The 15,377-nt window shown below is 73.4% G+C and carries 16 protein-coding genes; 6 read left to right on the forward strand and 10 right to left on the reverse strand.

All coding sequences use genetic code 11. The annotated features are described in order from the left end of the window. The first annotated feature begins 1 nt into the window (after position 1). Complete coding sequence (locus ACWCXC_RS05605; RefSeq protein ID WP_450886790.1) at positions 2-988, forward strand: phosphotransferase family protein; 987 nt, start codon at positions 2-4, stop codon at positions 986-988. Positions 989-1,040: 52 nt separating this feature from the next. Here ACWCXC_RS05605 and ACWCXC_RS05610 read toward each other — a convergent pair whose 3' ends face one another. Continuing rightward, the gene (locus ACWCXC_RS05610) at positions 1,041-1,418 is read right to left on the reverse strand and encodes a hypothetical protein (RefSeq protein ID WP_450680009.1); all 378 of its coding nucleotides are present in this window, start codon (positions 1,416-1,418) and stop codon (positions 1,041-1,043) included. A gap of 172 nt (positions 1,419-1,590) precedes the next feature. Here ACWCXC_RS05610 and ACWCXC_RS05615 point away from each other — a divergent pair, with 172 nt between their 5' ends. The 3 genes from ACWCXC_RS05615 to lnt all read left to right on the forward strand — a co-directional run bounded on the left by ACWCXC_RS05615 (position 1,591) and on the right by lnt (position 4,868). Then, complete coding sequence (locus tag ACWCXC_RS05615; protein WP_450680008.1) at positions 1,591-2,457, forward strand: universal stress protein; 867 nt, start codon at positions 1,591-1,593, stop codon at positions 2,455-2,457. 139 nt (positions 2,458-2,596) lie between these two features. Beyond that, positions 2,597-3,100 (forward strand): nuclear transport factor 2 family protein, encoded by a 504-nt coding sequence (locus ACWCXC_RS05620; RefSeq protein ID WP_450886793.1) that lies wholly within the window; start codon positions 2,597-2,599, stop codon positions 3,098-3,100. 124 nt (positions 3,101-3,224) lie between these two features. Beyond that, positions 3,225-4,868 (forward strand): apolipoprotein N-acyltransferase, encoded by a 1,644-nt coding sequence (lnt, locus tag ACWCXC_RS05625; RefSeq protein WP_450680006.1) that lies wholly within the window; start codon positions 3,225-3,227, stop codon positions 4,866-4,868. A gap of 545 nt (positions 4,869-5,413) precedes the next feature. On the opposite strand, the gene ACWCXC_RS05630 is transcribed toward lnt, so the two are convergent. Continuing rightward, positions 5,414-6,313, reverse strand: a complete 900-nt coding sequence (locus ACWCXC_RS05630) for a Gfo/Idh/MocA family protein (protein WP_450886796.1) — start codon at positions 6,311-6,313, stop codon at positions 5,414-5,416. 19 nt (positions 6,314-6,332) lie between these two features. Continuing rightward, positions 6,333-7,568 carry an FAD-dependent monooxygenase gene (locus tag ACWCXC_RS05635; protein ID WP_450886798.1) on the reverse strand — a complete coding sequence of 412 codons (1,236 nt, stop codon included), beginning with the start codon at positions 7,566-7,568 and terminating at the stop codon, positions 6,333-6,335. A gap of 84 nt (positions 7,569-7,652) precedes the next feature. Here ACWCXC_RS05635 and ACWCXC_RS05640 point away from each other — a divergent pair, with 84 nt between their 5' ends. After that, complete coding sequence (locus ACWCXC_RS05640; protein ID WP_450886800.1) at positions 7,653-8,336, forward strand: TetR/AcrR family transcriptional regulator; 684 nt, start codon at positions 7,653-7,655, stop codon at positions 8,334-8,336. Between the two features lie 102 nt (positions 8,337-8,438). Next, positions 8,439-8,882, forward strand: coding sequence for a hypothetical protein (locus ACWCXC_RS05645; RefSeq protein ID WP_450886802.1), 444 nt, complete (start codon positions 8,439-8,441; stop codon positions 8,880-8,882). Between the two features lie 22 nt (positions 8,883-8,904). On the opposite strand, the gene ACWCXC_RS05650 is transcribed toward ACWCXC_RS05645, so the two are convergent. The 7 genes from ACWCXC_RS05650 to ACWCXC_RS05680 all read right to left on the reverse strand — a co-directional run bounded on the left by ACWCXC_RS05650 (position 8,905) and on the right by ACWCXC_RS05680 (position 15,074). After that, positions 8,905-9,390: a hypothetical protein gene (locus ACWCXC_RS05650; RefSeq protein ID WP_450886804.1), complete on the reverse strand. Its 486-nt coding sequence runs from the start codon at positions 9,388-9,390 to the stop codon at positions 8,905-8,907. Between the two features lie 220 nt (positions 9,391-9,610). Then, positions 9,611-10,294 (reverse strand): uracil-DNA glycosylase, encoded by a 684-nt coding sequence (locus ACWCXC_RS05655; RefSeq protein WP_383637603.1) that lies wholly within the window; start codon positions 10,292-10,294, stop codon positions 9,611-9,613. A 99-nt stretch (positions 10,295-10,393) separates the two neighbouring features. Continuing rightward, on the reverse strand, positions 10,394-11,971 hold the full coding sequence (locus ACWCXC_RS05660) for an ABC transporter substrate-binding protein (RefSeq protein ID WP_450886806.1): 1,578 nt from the start codon (positions 11,969-11,971) through the stop codon (positions 10,394-10,396). 118 nt (positions 11,972-12,089) lie between these two features. After that, a complete protein-coding gene (locus ACWCXC_RS05665; protein ID WP_450679999.1) occupies positions 12,090-12,845 on the reverse strand; it encodes an SDR family oxidoreductase in 756 nt (251 codons plus the stop codon). Positions 12,846-12,865: 20 nt separating this feature from the next. Beyond that, entirely contained in the window at positions 12,866-13,627 is a 762-nt protein-coding gene (gene fabG, locus ACWCXC_RS05670; RefSeq protein ID WP_450679998.1) for a 3-oxoacyl-ACP reductase FabG, read from the reverse strand. Positions 13,628-13,842: 215 nt separating this feature from the next. Continuing rightward, positions 13,843-14,226, reverse strand: a complete 384-nt coding sequence (locus tag ACWCXC_RS05675; protein WP_450886809.1) for a DUF3037 domain-containing protein — start codon at positions 14,224-14,226, stop codon at positions 13,843-13,845. Further along, a complete protein-coding gene (locus tag ACWCXC_RS05680) occupies positions 14,223-15,074 on the reverse strand; it encodes a HipA family kinase (protein WP_450679996.1) in 852 nt (283 codons plus the stop codon). Before ACWCXC_RS05680 ends, ACWCXC_RS05675 begins: the two co-directional genes overlap by 4 nt. Between the last annotated feature and the right edge of the window lie 303 nt (positions 15,075-15,377).

Consider the following 15,377-nt stretch of genomic DNA (forward strand, 5'->3'; position numbering starts at 1 on the left):
AGTGGAGAGCATCACCAAGAACAGGCAGCCGGCCGGCGTGCTGCGCGCCATGGTCGAGCGGGCGTACGGGGCGGACCGGGTGCCGGTCGCGGACGGATGGTTCAGCGAGCTGGGGCACGGCTGGTTCAACGTCGCGTACCGGATCCGGCTGCGCGACGGGGCCGAGGTCGTGCTGAAGATAGCGCCGCCTCCCTCGGTGGAGGTGATGACCTACGAGCGCGGGGCCATGGAGACCGAACTGCGCACCCTGGACCTGCTGCGCACGCGCACGTCCGTGCCGGTGCCACGCGTCGACTTCGCGGACCGGAGCCGTGAACTGTGCGACGCCGACTACTTCTTCATGGCCTTCGTGGACGCCGACAACCTCGCCCTCGTCGCCGACGCGCTGCCCGCCGCCGCGCGCGAGGCGTACATGGAGCGGCTCGGCGCGGCCAACCGCGCGATCAACGCGGTGCACAGCGAGGGTTTCGGACCGTTGGCCGGGCCGCCCGTCGCGACGTGGCGTGAGGCGTTCACCACCATGGTGGAGGACGTGCTGCGCGACGGGGAACGGCGGAAGGTGGACCTCGGGCGGCCCTACGAGGAGTTCCGCGCGGTCCTGGCCGCGCACGCCGGCAGCCTCGACGAGGTGACGGAACCGTGCCTGGTGGAGTGGGACCTGTGGGCGGGGAACGTGATGGTCCGCGACGGACGGATCGCCGCCGTCATCGACCACGAACGCGCCTTCTACGGCGATCCGCTGATCGAGGTGGGCTTCGCCGGCACGCAGCTCGACGCGTTCGGCGACCCGGCGCCCTTCCTGCGCGGATACGGCCACGGCCCGCTGTCGGCCGCCGAGGAGGTGCGCCGGCGTCTGTACGGCATGCACCTGATGCTCGTCATGGTCATCGAGACGGTGTACCGCGGCCACACCACGACCGAGCAGTACGACTGGGCGCGGGCCCGTCTGGACGAGGCCATGGCCCTGTTCGACCCCGTCCGCCCGTGACGGCCTCGCGCACCCCCGCCCGCTCCGGCGCCACCCCCGTGCCCGGCACGGGCTACGCCCCGGCCTCTCCCTCTCCCCCGGCACCGAACTGCTCGGCGCGCAGGGCCAGGTCCTGGAGGACGTCGGCCGACGACACGTCCGTACGGCCCGCGTCGTGCACCTGGGCCAGCGTCGCGAACGCCAGGGTGAACGCGCCGACGAGCTGTTCCACCGCGCCGCCGACCTCGCGGCCGACGAGGACGACCACGTCCTCGATCGTCGCGTTCTCGGAGATGGCGATCCGGGGCATCGTCTCGTTGAGGAGGGCGGTGACGACGGTCGAGTCGGCGGCGCGCTCCTCGCGGCCGGGGTCCTCCTCCATGAGGCGGCGCATCTCGCCCGCCTCGGTGAGGATGCCGACCACGCGCTTCAGGACTTCGCTCTGCTCCATTCCGCGAGCATAGATCCCGGTATGCCCGTCACCGCGGACGCACCGCTTCCGGCCCGCCGCGCCCGGTGCTGCGACGGGACCGGGCGGCACGTAGCGTACGGAAGGGGGCATACGCCGCCCTCGGGGGACGCACCACGGATCGGCCGGACCCGGCCGGATGCAGGAGGCAGCCATGACCAGCACCGAGCGTCCCGTGATCGCCGCGGTCGACGGCTCGACGCACAGCCGCGACGCCCTCGACTGGGCGGCCCGCGAGGCGGACCGGCGGGGGCTGCCCCTGCTGATCGTCCATGTGCGGCTGCTGAGCCGCCGTACGGACCAGGAGGCGCAGCAGCGCGAGGCCGACGACCTGCTGGCGCGGTCCGTACGCCAGGTGGGCGAGACCGTTCCGGGACTGCGGCCCACGACGCTGGCGCCGCTGGACTTCCCGTCGGCCGCGCTGGTCTCGCTGAGCCGGGACGCCTCGCTGGTGGTGGTCGGCTCGCGCGGGCTCGGCGGATTCCGTTCCCTGATGCTGGGGTCCAACAGCCTCGCGACGGCGTCGATGGCGAAATGCCCCGTGGTCGTGGTGCACGGCGGGCAGCCGGACGACGAGGAGGAGCGGAACGGGACGGATGTCTTTCCGGACGTCGTCGCGGGGGTCGCGGCGGACGAGAGCAGCGAGGGCGTGCTGGAGTTCGCCTTCGAGACGGCGGCGGCCCGGCCGGGTGCGCGGCTGCGCATCGTGCACGGCTGGACGATGTTCTCCTCGATGCTGTCGGGCGGGCCGGTCTTCGACCGGGACGCGGCCGCGAACGCGGCGGAGCGGTCCCTCGCGGAGCTGACGGCGGGCTGGCGGGAGAAGTATCCGCAGGTGGAGGTCATGAAGGAGCCGGTGAACGGCTCCGCTTCGCGCACCCTGGTGACGGCCTCGGCGACGGCGGCGCTGACGGTGATCGGCCGGCGCAGGGGCGGTGAGTCCCTGGGCCTCGGCCTCTCCCCGGTCGCGCAGACGACGCTCACGCACGCGCTGGGTCCGGTGGCCGTCGTCCCGTGCTGAGCGTCCGTTGCCGGCGGGCGCTGCCGGTGCCTTCCGGCCACGGTCCCGTCGCACGCACCGGCCGGGCCGCCCACCCGGCCGGTGCGGTTCCCGACGCACGCCTCTTGGCCCCTGCGGTCCACGGCCCCACACTGAGCCGATGACGCAGCGCGTGGACCTCTCGACCGTGATGGACCGCCTCGCCGTCGACGCGGTGGTCACCGGCTACGCGGTGGCCGTGGACGACGGGGCCTGGACGGACTACGTGGCCCTGTTCACGGCGTCGGGCCGGGCCGACTACCGCTCGGCGGGCGGCACCGAGGGCCCGGCCGCCGAGGTCGCGCACTGGCTCGCGGAGACGATGCGGCTCTTCCCCGTACGGCAGCACCTCATCGTCAACCGGCGACTGGACCTTCAGGACCTGGGCGGCTACCCGGGGGACCGGGCCCGGGTGCAGGCCGACTACCTGAACCCGATGCGGCTCGTCGGCGGGCGGTCCCAGGACGGCGACGGGTCGGCCCCCGAAGCGTCCACCGCGCCGAACTTCGTCGCGGGCGGGCGGTACGTCTTCGATCTCGCCCGCACCGGCGAGGGCTGGCGGATCGAAGGGGTGACGGTCCACGAGAAGTGGCGGAGCCTGTCCGGGGATCTGGCCGGCGGCTGACCGGCCGGTCCGTGCCGGTCGGCCGCCGCTGCCCCACACGTGGGGGAAGATGCGCACACCGGGGGACGATCCGCGGGAACGGTTCCGGACGATGTCTGCCCCCGGACAGGACGAGGAGGCGCGCATGCCGAGCGGAACCGGGGCACGCGGGACGTACGGCCGGGTCCTCGGCTCGCCCGTGGGCCGGGGGGCGGTCGCGGTCCTCGCCGGGGCGCTGCCGGCGCTGGCCTTCCCCGCGCCGGGGCTCTGGTGGTTCGCCTACGGCGCCCTGGTGCCGTTGCTGCTGCTGATCCGGTCGGCCGGTACGGGACGCCGCGCGGCGCTCGACGGCTGGCTCGGCGGTACGGGATACATGCTGGCGGTGCACCACTGGCTGATGCCGAGCCTCCATGTGTTCATCGTGGTGCTGGCCGCCCTCCTCGGTCTGTTGTGGGCCCCCTGGGGGTTGCTGGCCGGGCGGATGCTGCGCGGGCCCCTGTCGGCGGGTTCCGCGGCGGCGGCGGTGGCCGTCGTTCCGTGCGGCTGGCTGATGATCGAGACGGTGCGGTCCTGGGAGGGGCTCGGCGGGCCGTGGGGCCTGCTCGGGGCGAGCCAGTGGCAGGTGGCTCCCGCGCTGCGGCTCGCCTCGGTGGGCGGGGTGTGGCTGGTGACGCTGCTGGTCGTCGCGGTCAACACGGCCGTCGTGCTCTTGGTGGCGGCGCCCGCACCGGCCCGCCGGGCGGCGCTCGGGTCGCTGGTGGTGGCCGCGTCCGCCGTGGGCGCGGTGGCCGCGTGGGCACCCCGGCCCGAACCGTCGGGCACGGCCTCGGTCGCCGTCGTCCAGCCGGGGATCGTCGAGGGTCCCGGCAGCGTGGAGCGCCGCTTCGCGCGCGGCGAGGCCCTGACGCGCTCGCTGGCGGGGCGGGACCTCGATCTCGTGGTGTGGGGCGAGAGCAGTGTCGGCGTCGACCCGGTGCGCCACCCGGAGGTCACCGCACGGCTCGCGGCGCTGTCACGCCTGGTCGGCGCGGACGTCCTCGTGAACGTGGACGCCCGGCAGACCGACGCCTCGGGCCGTACCGGCATCTTCAAGAGCGCGGTGCTCGTGGGACCCCATGGCCTGACCGGGGACCGTTACGACAAGATGCGGCTGGTCCCCTTCGGCGAGTACGTCCCGGCCCGCTCGGCCCTCGGCTGGGCCACGTCCATGGGCAGGGCGGCGGGCGAGGACCGGCTGCGCGGGACGGGCCCGGTGACCATGGCGCTTCCGGACGCCGCCCGGGATCTGCGTATCGGCCCGCTCGTCTGCTTCGAGTCCGCCTTCCCCGACATGAGCCGCCGGCTGGCCCGGGACGGGGCGCGCATCCTCGTCGCCCAGTCGTCCACCTCCTCCTTCCAGCACAGCTGGGCTCCCCGCCAGCACGCCTCGCTCGCCGCGCTCCGCGCCGCCGAGTCGGGCCGCCCCATGGTCCACGCCACCCTCACCGGCGTCAGCGCGGTCTACGGCCCGCGCGGCGAGGAGATCGGCGGCCGCCTCGGCACGGGCACGAGCGGGACCGAGGTCTACGCGGTGCCGCTCGCCCGGGGCACCACGCTGTACGCGCGACTGGGCGACTGGCCCCTGTACGGGGCGCTGGTCGTCCTGCTCGCCCTCTTCGCCACGGAGGGCGTCCGGCACGCACGTCGGCGGGGCGGGCCGGGGGCGTCGGCCGGCGGTCCCGCGCGGACGCCGGATGCGGAACGGTCCGGGGGTGAGCGCGCGGGTGCTCCCGCCGCGACAGGGCCCTGAGTCCGCGACGGGGCCCTGAGCCCGCCCGGACGCGCGGCGGGGCCGGGTCCCGCCACCTGCCCCGCCTTGGCGACCGGGTCCCGCCACCTGCCGCGCCTCAACGGGAGTCCGGGCCGTTCACCGTCACGACGGTGCCCATGGCGTCCACCGTCAGCGCGACCCGTTCGAGCCGGCGCGTGCGGCTCAGGACGAGCCGGACCGGGCCCAGAGGAAGCAGGTGAGCGCGGTGAGAACGGCGTGCGGCGCGTGGTGGACGGGGTGCCCCCGGACCATGACCACCTGGGTCTCGGCGCGGGACTCCACGCGCCGGCCGGCCGCGACGCGCCGGTTGACGGCCCAGTCGAGGATCAGGGCGCGCTGGAGGGCGTCGGGCGGTCTGCCGTCCGGCGCGTAGGAGCCCGGCGTGGCTGGAGGGCATCCCGTCCCGGTGGCTCGCGGTGGCGTCTCACCAGGTCACCTCCACGGGGCGGCGGTCTTGTCCCCGGCGCGCCCGGGGCCCTCGTGTCACGCATCCGGAGCAGTGCCCGGCCGGGCGGGCGGCGGCCTCAGGCGCAGTCGAGGTCGCGCAGGACGCGCTCGCACAGCTCGTGCGTGGCGAGGGCGTCCCGGGCACTGAGGAGCGTGCCGGCCCGCACCGCGTCGAGGAACGTCAGGACGCTCTGCTCGATGCCCCGCTGGCGGGCCACCGGCACCCAGTCGCCGCGCCGCCGCAGGCTCGGCTGGCCCTTGTGGTCGATGACCTCGGCGAGGTTCAGCACCTCGCGCTTGGCGTCCTGGCCCGACACCTCCAGCCGCTCCTCCGTGGAGCCGCTGAGCCGGTTCATCGCGCCGATGGCCGTGAATCCGTCGCCGGAGAGCTGGAGCACCACGTGGTGCATGAGGCCGTCGCGGATCCGGGCGCGGACGGCGGTGTGCTCGACCGGGCCGGGCACCAGGAAACGCAGGGTGTCGACGACGTGGATGAAGTCGTCGAGGACCATCGTCCGCGGCTCCTCCGGCAGCCCGACCCGGTTCTTCTGCATGAGGATCAGATCGCGGGGGTGCTCCGCGCACTGGGCGTAGCCGGGCGCCACCCGGCGGTTGAAGCCGACGGCCAGCGAGACGCCGCGTGCCTCCGCGAGCTCCACCAGGCGCTCGGAGTCCGCGAGTTCGTACGCGAGCGGCTTGTCGACGTACGTGGGGACGCCCGCGTCGAGCAGCCGGGCGGTGATCTCCGGGTGCACGGCGGTCGGGGCGTGCACGAACGCCGCGTCCAACCGCTGGGCGAGGAGCGCGTCGAGGTCGGTGTGGCATCGGTCGGACGGGATGCGGTGGGCGGCGGCGATCTCGGCCAGCGTGGCGGGGGTGCGGGTCTGGAGGTGCAGCTCGATGCCCGGCAGGGTGGTGAGGACCGGCAGGTACGCCTTCCGCGCGATGTCCCCGAGCCCGATGCAGCCGACCTTCACAGGATGTTCCTCTCGCTGGTCAGCGCCGCGTGTCGCGGGTCCCCTCCGGGGTGTGCCCCGCCGGCGCGTCGTTCGTCCGGGCAGCATACGCGGGGCCGGGCGGGCGCCAGTCGGCGATGCCGTCGAAGGTCCGCAGGACCAGGCCCGGTCCGAGCCGGGAGACCGCGGACATCAGGCGGTCGCGGACGGCGACGGCGGGGGCGGAGGACAGGGCGGCCAGCCGGGCCACCCGGGCGGCCGTGCGGACGACGGCCGCCGTGCGCGGCAGCCGGTCGGCGGTGTACGCGGCGAGCCCCGCGCCCCCGTCGCCTCCGGGCGCCAGGTGGTGGGCGAGGACGACGGCGTCCTCGATCGCCTGGTTGCCGCCCTGGCCGAGGGTGGGGGCCATGGCATGGGCGGCGTCGCCGAGCAGGGCGGTGCGGCCCCGGTGGTGGGCGGGCAGCGGGACGGTCATGTGGTGGACGTCGTTGCGCAGGACGTCCTCGGTCCGGGCGGCGGCGAGGACGTCCGGGACGGGGGTGTGCCAGTCGCCGAAGCGGCGCAGCAGTTCGGCCCGCTCGTCCCCGGCCCGCTCCCCCGCCGGGGCGACGGCCGCCGCGTACGCGTAGACGCGCCCGTCCTTCAGCGGCTGGGTGCCCCACAGCGCACCGCGCCCCCACGTCTCGTGCGGGGCGAAGGGCTCGGGCGGGGCCGGGACGACGACGCGCCAGGTGGTGATTCCCGCGTACGAGGGCCCGGGGTGGGCGGGGAAGAGCGCGCGGCGCACCCCGGAGTGGATGCCGTCGGCGCCGACGACGAGGTCCGCCTCGACGGTCCCGTCCGGGATGCCGACGACGGCCCGCCGCCCTCCGGCGGTGCCCCGGTCCAGGAGGCGTGCGGAGCAGCCGGTCCGCAGGGCGCCGTCGGGCAGTTCGGCGGCGATGCGGTGGACGAGGGTGGCCCGGTGGACGAGCACGAGCGGTCCACCGAACCGTTCGGCCGCCGCCGCGCTGTCCGTACGGGAGAGCCAGCGGCCGTCCGGCCTGCGCATGCCGCCCTCACCCTGCCAGGCGGCGAGTGCGCGGACGGCGTCGCCGAGCCCGATGACGTCCAGGGCCCGCTGGGCGTTGGGGGCGAGGCCGATCCCGGCGCCGACGGGCTCCAGGGAGGCCGCGCGCTCCAGGACGGTGACGCGCCAGCCGGTGCGGCGGAGCGCCACCGCCGCCGTGAGGCCCCCGATCCCGGCGCCGATGACCACCGCGTGCGGCGTCTCCATGACTTCCCCCCGCCCCCCAGGCACTACACCTGTAGTGACGCCGCCACGTTACTACAGACGTAGTGTCGCCGGTAGGTTGACCTCATGGCCGCACGCACCACCGGTTCCGCCCGAGCCGATCTGATCACCGACGCCGCCCTCGCCCTCCTCGCGGAGCGCGGCATGCGCGGGCTGACCCACCGGGCGGTGGACGAGCGCGCGGGGCTCCCCCAGGGGTCGACGTCCAACTACGCGCGCACCCGGCAGGCGCTGCTGGAGGCGGCCGTGCGGCGCCTGGCCGAACGCGAGGCGCGGGTGCTGGCCCCGGCCGAGCTGCCGCTGTCCGGCGGCCCGGCGCCGGAGGCCCCCGCCCTCGACGCGTTGATCGGGGCCCTCGCCCTGGCGCTGCACCGGTATCTGACCCGTCACCCCGAACTGCTGGTCTGCCGCTACGAACTGGCCCTGGAGGCCACCCGCCGCCCCGAGCTGCGGGCGTTCTTCGACGCGACGGGCCGGCAGTTCCGCGAACCGTTGCTGGCCCTGATGACGGCCGTCGGCTCTCCGGACCCGGAACGGCACACGCTGTCGCTGGTGGCCTGGTGCGAGGGGCTGATGTTCTCGTGCGCGGCGGGGTCCTTCCACCGGGAGGTCCCCGGCGAGGCGGACCTGCGCACCGGCTTCCGCGAGCTGCTGCGCGGCATGCTCGGGGACAGCGGCATGTCCGGAGACCGCGGCACGACCGGGGACGGCGGCGGACCCGGGGACGGCGGCGCGTCCGGGGACCGCTGAGCGTCCTCACCGCGCGCCCCGGGGACGACCGGGTCACTCGTGCGGGCCAATCGCGGCGTTCCGGCCCACCCGGCACCCCGTCCGCACTCCAGAGTGGATCAGGTGCAACGAACCCGAATCACCGTGAACATCCTCGTCGGTGTGGCCGTCACAGCGCTCTCCGGCTGTGTGTCCGTGGAACCCCGGCCGAGCCCGCCCGTGCCCTCGGAGACCCGCCACCCGGCACAGGACCTGGCACCGCAGATCGTCCGGCCGCCGGTCCGCGACACCCTGGGGGCGGTCACCGGCCCGAAACCGTCCGCCACCCGCACCGCCCCGCGCCGGGCGGCGCCCCCGCAGGTGCGGCACGACCCGCCGCGCCTCCCCCGGCAGCACCGCACACGGCCGGAGCGGGCGATCCCCCGGCGGGTGGCGCCCCCGGTCCCCGCCCCGGCGCTGCCCCGGCCGGTCGCCGGAAGCGACGTGTGCGCCCTCGGCCGGGGATACGGGCACTGGCCCGCCGGCAGTCCGCAGTCACGGATCTGCGACGACACCTACGGCCACTGACGGGCCACCCGGTCGGCGCGGGTCAGAATTCCCGCAGGCGCTGCTCCAGCCGGCCGATGGCCGCCCGGACGCCTCCCCCGTATCCGTCGTCCGTGCGGTCGTCGGCCAGGACGGCCGAGGCCGCGCGGGCCCGGTCCAGATGGAGCCGGGCGGCGGCCGGGTGCTGGAGCTTCACGTAGTCCGCGGCCAGGTTGAGGTGGAGCGAGGGGCACAGGGCCCGCACCGCGGGGGCGTCCCGGTGCCTCCGTACGCCCGGCCCGGTGAGGGATTCGGCCGCGGTCAGTGCCCGCAGGTCCCAGGCCAGCTCGTCCCCGGGATCGTCCTGCGTGTCGGCCATGTAGTGGGCGAGGGTGCACCGCTGCAGCGGCTCGCCGTCCTCGCCGATCTCGTCCCAGAGTGCGCCGAAGCGGTTGCGGGCCTCTTCCCGGTCGCCGCCGTGGAGCAGCATGACCGCCTGTCCGATCCTGGTCATGACGACGTCCTGCGACGTCTCCTGCCGCTCCGTCACCGCGTTCTCCCTCGCTCCTGTTCCGCGCCCGTCCGGCCCGGGGCCCGGCCGCCCCCGAGGAGGTCCCGGCCCCCGGGGTCCGCCCCGGGGGCCGGTCTCCACCCGTCACCGCCGGTTCGACGCTAGCCGCCGGTCCGCGGGCGCGCACGCGGGCCGAGCAGGAGGCGAAGGATGCCAAGGCCGAGCGGCTCCGGTCCGCGGGCGCGCACGCGGGGCGGGCTCAGCCCAGGTCGGGGATGCGCCAGTCGATCGGCGGGTGGCCCTGTGCGGCGACGGCCTCGTTGATCTGCGTGAAGGGGCGGGAGCCGAAGAACTTCTTCGCCGACAGCGGCGAGGGGTGGGCGCCCTTGACCACGACGTGGCGCTCCTCGTCGATGAGGGGGAGCTTCTTCTGCGCGTAATTGCCCCAGAGGACGAAGACCGCCGGGTCGGGGCGGGCGGCGACGGCGCGGATGACGGCGTCGGTGACCTTCTCCCAGCCCTTGCCCTTGTGCGAGTTGGCCTCGCCGGCGCGGACGGTCAGCACGGCGTTGAGCAGGAGCACGCCCTGCTCGGCCCACGGCATCAGATAGCCGTTGTCCGGGACGGGCAGCCCCAGCTCCTCCTTCATCTCCTTGTAGATGTTCCGCAGGGACGGCGGCGTCTTGACGCCCGGCCGCACCGAGAAGCACAGGCCGTGGCCCTGGCCCTCGCCGTGGTACGGGTCCTGCCCGAGGACGAGGACCTTGACCCGGTCGTACGGGGTCGCCTCCAGGGCCGCGAACACCTGCTCACGGGGCGGATACACCGGCCCGTCGGCCCGCTCCTTCTCGACGAATTCGATGAGATCCCTGAAGTAGGGCTTCTCCAGCTCCTCGCCGAGGACACCGCGCCAGGACTCGGGCAGCGGGTAGGTGTCGGTCACGTCAACAACCTCCGGTGAACAATCGGTTCTTGGTTCCAGAACCTACCGGGGACCACTGACAACGGGCGCCCGAGCCCCCGGGGCCGGACGCCCGGTCCGTCACCAGCTGGCCTTGCGGTACAGCTCCCACATCTGCATGACGGTCTGCGGGTCCAGGGCGCGCTCGCCGCCGCCGATGTCCTCGCCCGCGGCCACGTACAGCTTGCCCTGCCACAGGGGCAGCAGCCGGACGTCGTCCACGAGGATCTTCTGCGCGCGCTCGAACTGCTTGCTGACCGCTCCGCGGTCGCTCTCCTTGCGGGACTGGGGGATCAGCTCGTTGGTGATCTCGCTCTTCAGGTACGGCATGCCCGTGACGCTGTCCTTGCCGACGAACGGGGCGATGAAGTTGTCCGGGTCCGGGAAGTCGGGGAACCAGCCGCGCCCGAAGACCGGGTACGCGCCCTTGGTGAAGCCCTCCTGGAAGGTCTTCCAGGGCTCGCTCTTCAGGGTGATCCGGAACAGCCCCGAGGACTCCAGCTGCCGCTTGAGCTCGGCGAACTCGGGAGCCGTCGACGAGCCGTAGCGGTCGGTCGTGTACCAGAAGGTCATCGATACGGGCTCGGTGATGCCGGCCTTGCGGAGGATCCGCTCGGCCTTGGCCCGGCTCGGGTCCCCGAAGGTGTCGAAGAAGCTGGTCGTGTGAGCGGCGATGCCCTTGGGGACCATGGAGTAGAGCGGTTCGGCGGTGCCCTGGTAGACCTTGGCGACGAGGGCGTCGCGGTCCACCAGCTGGGCTATCGCGCGCCGCACGGCCGGGTTGCCGGCCGCCTTGTCCTCCGGGTTGAAGACCAGGAAGCGGATGTCGGCGCCGACGGTCTCGACGATCTGGAGGTCCTTGTTGGCGTCCTTGTTGTCCTCCAGGCTCACCACGTCCTCGGCGCCCAGACCCCGGTAGGTGGCGTCGATCTCGTTCTTCCGGAGCGCCGAGATCACGGCGCCGGACTCCTTGAAGTACCGGATGGTCACCTGGTCGTTCTTGCGGTCGGCGAAGCCCTTGTAGTCGGGGTTGCGCTTCAGGACCGAACGGTCGCCCTGCTTGTAGGAATCCAGCAGGTAGGGACCGGACCCGGTGACCTTGCCGTCGTTGCGGATCTTGTGCTTGGCGTACGCGCCGGGCGCGACCAGCGACATGGCGGGGGTGGCCAGGATGAACGGGAAGGTGGCGTCGGGCTTGGTGAGGTGGAAGATCACGACGTCGTCGCCCTTGGTCTCCACCTGGTCCAGCGAGCCGAGCATGCCGACCGGTCCGCCCTTGACCGCGATCGACCGGATCCGGTCGATGGAGTACTTCACGGCCTCGGCGTCCAGCTTCTCGCCGTTGGAGAACTTCAGACCCTTGTGCATGGTGCAGCGGTAGGCGGTGCTCGTGTGGTCCGTGAACTCGCAGTCGGCGGCGTCGGGCTCCGGGCTGGTGGCCCCGGTGGGGAAGCTCACCAGGGTCTGGAACACGTTGCGCATCAGCTCCCAGGAGCCGTCCCAGGCCGCCGCGGGATCGAGCGTGGACGGCTCACTGGTCGTCCCGACGGCCAGTTTCTGTTCCACGTCCGAGCTTCCGCCCGGGAGCAGGCCGCAACCGGCCAGCAACGACAGGGAAGCAAGGGCTGCAGCGGCCTGCAGACTGGCCCGGTAGAACACGTGCACGCTCCTCGATCAGCCATGGGTCGGCAGACGATACCGCAGCGCCCCGCCAGGTCAATCCGCAGGCCCGGCGGGGCACTTGAGTCAATCGGGGCCAAACCGGCCCAGGCCGATATCAGCCGACCCCGGCATTGAGGAAAATGCCGCCGTCGACCACGAGGGTCTGGCCGGTGATCCAGGCGGACTGGCTCGACGTGAGGAAGGCGGCGGCCCCGCCGATGTCCTCCGGGACACCGAGCCGGCCGAGCGGGTAGGCGGCGGCCGCTTCCGCCTCGCGGCCCTCGTACAGCGCCTGGGCGAACCGGGTCTTCACGACGGCCGGGGCGATCGAGTTGACCCGGACGACCGGCGCGAACTCGTGCGCCAGCTGGAGGGTCAGGTTGACCATGGCCGCCTTGCTCATGCCGTACGCGCCGATGAACGGCGAGGCCGAGACGCCCGCGACGGAGGCGATGTTGACGATGGCCCCGCCGTTCTCCTTCTGCCACGCCTTCCAGGTCTGCTGGGCGAAGCCGAGCGCCGAGACCACGTTCGTCTCGAAGACCTTGCGGGCGACGTCGAGGTCCAGTTCGGCGATGGGGCCGAAGACCGGGTTCGTCCCGGCGTTGTTGACCAGGAAGTCGACCCGGCCGAACGCCTCCATGGTGCGCGCGACGGCCGCCGCCTGGTGGGCCTCGTCGTGGGCCTTGCCGGCCACGCCGATGGCCCGGTCGGAGCCCAGCGCCTCCACGGCCTCCTTCAGCGCGTCCTCGTTGCGCCCGGTGATGCACACCCGGTCGCCTCGGGCGACGAGCGCCTCCGCGATGCCGTAGCCGATGCCCCGGCTCGCCCCGGTGATCAGGGCGACCTTCCCGCTGTCCTGCACAGTCATGATGTCCGTTGCCCTTCGGGTCAGTTGAGCGGTCCGCCGGCGACGTACATGACCTGGCCGGAGACGAAGCCGGCCGCGTCGCCGGTGAAGAAGGCGATCGCGTTGGCGATGTCGTCGGGGACGCCGACGCGCTGCACGGGGATCTGGGTGGCCGCGGCCGCCTGGAACTCCTCGAAGCCCATCCCGACCCGGGCCGCCGTCTGGGCGGTCATCTCGGTGACGATGAAGCCGGGCGCCACCGCGTTGGCCGTGATGCCGAACTTGCCGAGCTCCTTGGCGAGGGTCTTGGTGAAGCCCTGGAGGCCCGCCTTGACGGCGGAGTAGTTGGCCTGGCCGCGGTTGCCGAGGGCGGAGGACGAGGACAGCGAGACGATACGGCCGAACTTGGCGTCGACCATGTGCTTCTGCACGGCCTTCGCCATCAGGAACGCGCCCTTGAGGTGCACGTTCACCACGGTGTCCCAGTCGGACTCGCTCATCTTGAAGAGCAGGTTGTCGCGGAGCACGCCCGCGTTGTTGACGAGGATCGTCGGGGCCCCCAGCTCCTCGGCAACACGCGCGACGGCGGCCTCCACCTGGGCGCTGTCCGACACGTCGCAGCCGACCGCGAGGGCACGGCCCCCCGCCGCGGTGATCTTCTCGACGGTGTCCTTGCAGGCCGCCTCGTCGAGGTCGAGAACGGCGACGGCGCGGCCCTCGGCCGCCAGGCGTACCGCGGTGGCGGCACCGATGCCCCGTGCGGCTCCCGTCACGATGGCTACGCGCTGCTCGGTGGTGGACATGCTGCTTCTCCTCGCCCTTGGATCGCGGCTCAGCGGACGTCGGAACGTTCCCGCGAGAACGCACCCGATAACTGAGCAACCGCTTAGTACCTTCAGCAGACGAGACGCTAGAAGCCCTGGCACCCGGTGTCAACGGCACACGGAGGCAGCGGTGCATGTCACACACCGACGGCGCCGCCCCCGCGTCGTGCGGGGGCGGCGCCGTCGGGGCGGATTCAGCGCACCAGCAGGTCGAGGAGGCGTTCGACCTCGGCCGAGGGATCGGTGGTGAGACCGCTGTGCACCGGGCCGGGCTGGATCACGGTGGAGCGCGGCGCGATCAGCCAGCGGAAGCGCCGGCCCGGTTCGTCACCGGCGGCCTGGCCCGCGTACGCGCCGCCCCGGCAGACCCCCTCGACGGCGTGCAGCGCCGCCCGCACCCCGGCCAGATCGGCGCCGGGGTCCAGGGCGCGCAGTTTGCCCTCGTCCAGGGCGGTACGGGCGGCGACGAAGCCCTTGGCTCGGCAGTAGACGACCACACCGGCATTGAAGAACTCACCGCGCTCCACGCGCGGCACCACCCGGAGCAGGGCGTACTCGAAGACATCGCGTTCAGTCACGGCCGGGCGCCCTCTTCGCTGGTCCTGTCGTCGTGCCGGGGGGCGAGCCGTTCGGAGATCCAGCCCGGGGCCCGGGAGGGCCCGTCCGTGGTGGGCGCGTCCATGATGATCCGCTCGTGGATCGTGGCCGCCCGCGCCAGCAGCGCCTCCACGTACGCCTCCCGGAGCGCGTCGGTCGAGTCGAAGCCCGGTTCGTCGGCCAGCCACGCCTCCGGCACGTCGGCGGCGGCCTCGGCCAGCAGCTCCCGCGTGACCAGCGGCGCCAGCTCGGCGGCGGCCGAGGCGATGTCCGGTCCGAACGGGGCCAGCGCGTGGTCAGAGGCGTTGTACGGCTTGGCGGCGGACGCCTGCGCGCCGGGCCAGTTGTGGTGCCAGATCATGGTGGCGCCGTGGTCGATGAGCCACAGGTCCCCGTGCCAGACCAGCATGTTCGGATTGCGCCACGACCGGTCGACGTTGTTGATCAGCGCGTCGAACCACACGACCCGGCCCGCCTCGCGCGGGTCCACCGCGTACGCCAGCGGATCGAAGCCCAGCGAGCCCGGTAGGAAGTCCATCCCCAGGTTGAGCCCGCCACTGGCCCGCAGCAGCTCCTGCACCTCCTGGTCCGGCTCCGCCAGCCCGATCACGGGGTCCAGCTCGATCTGCACCAGCTCCGGCACCCGCAGCCCCAGCCGCCGCCCGAGCTGCCCGCAGATCACCTCCGCGACCAGCGTCTTGCGGCCCTGACCGGCCCCGGTGAACTTCATGACGTACGTCCCGAGATCATCGGCCTCGACGATCCCGGGCAGCGAGCCGCCCTCACGCAGAGGCGTGACGTAGCGGGTCGCTACGACCTCTTCCAGCACTGTTCCAGGCCACCCATCTCTTCAGCCCTACACTCCACGGACCACTTCTCCGAAGCGTAGAGGCGGGAATCACGGGCCAACGGCGCTGGGGTCGATCTCGGGGGTTTCGGCGGGCGCGCCGGCCTCCCCCGCTCCCCAAGAAGACCCGCTGATGGTGCCGCATCCCTTGCTACCAATTCCGGCGTGAAGTGAGCATAGTAACCGAGGGTGATCGCGGAGGGGGGTCCGCTGACCCTGCCGACGCGGCCACAATCGCCTGCACATTCCGTGACTGCGTGCCCCGGACCATCGAAGTGGTCTTCT

Source organism: Streptomyces sp. NPDC001515 (assembly GCF_053597115.1).

What these genes read in the sequence shown, in the direction of transcription:
- ACWCXC_RS05610 (WP_450680009.1), bottom strand. Translation starts at nt 1,418, where the DNA reads ATGGAGCAGAGCGAAGTCCTGAAGCGCGTGGTCGGCATCCTCACCGAG.
- ACWCXC_RS05615 (WP_450680008.1), top strand. Translation starts at nt 1,591, where the DNA reads ATGACCAGCACCGAGCGTCCCGTGATCGCCGCGGTCGACGGCTCGACG.
- ACWCXC_RS05620 (WP_450886793.1), top strand. Translation starts at nt 2,597, where the DNA reads ATGACGCAGCGCGTGGACCTCTCGACCGTGATGGACCGCCTCGCCGTC.
- lnt (WP_450680006.1), top strand. Translation starts at nt 3,225, where the DNA reads ATGCCGAGCGGAACCGGGGCACGCGGGACGTACGGCCGGGTCCTCGGC.
- ACWCXC_RS05635 (WP_450886798.1), bottom strand. Translation starts at nt 7,568, where the DNA reads ATGGAGACGCCGCACGCGGTGGTCATCGGCGCCGGGATCGGGGGCCTC.
- ACWCXC_RS05640 (WP_450886800.1), top strand. Translation starts at nt 7,653, where the DNA reads ATGGCCGCACGCACCACCGGTTCCGCCCGAGCCGATCTGATCACCGAC.
- ACWCXC_RS05665 (WP_450679999.1), bottom strand. Translation starts at nt 12,845, where the DNA reads ATGACTGTGCAGGACAGCGGGAAGGTCGCCCTGATCACCGGGGCGAGC.
- fabG (WP_450679998.1), bottom strand. Translation starts at nt 13,627, where the DNA reads ATGTCCACCACCGAGCAGCGCGTAGCCATCGTGACGGGAGCCGCACGG.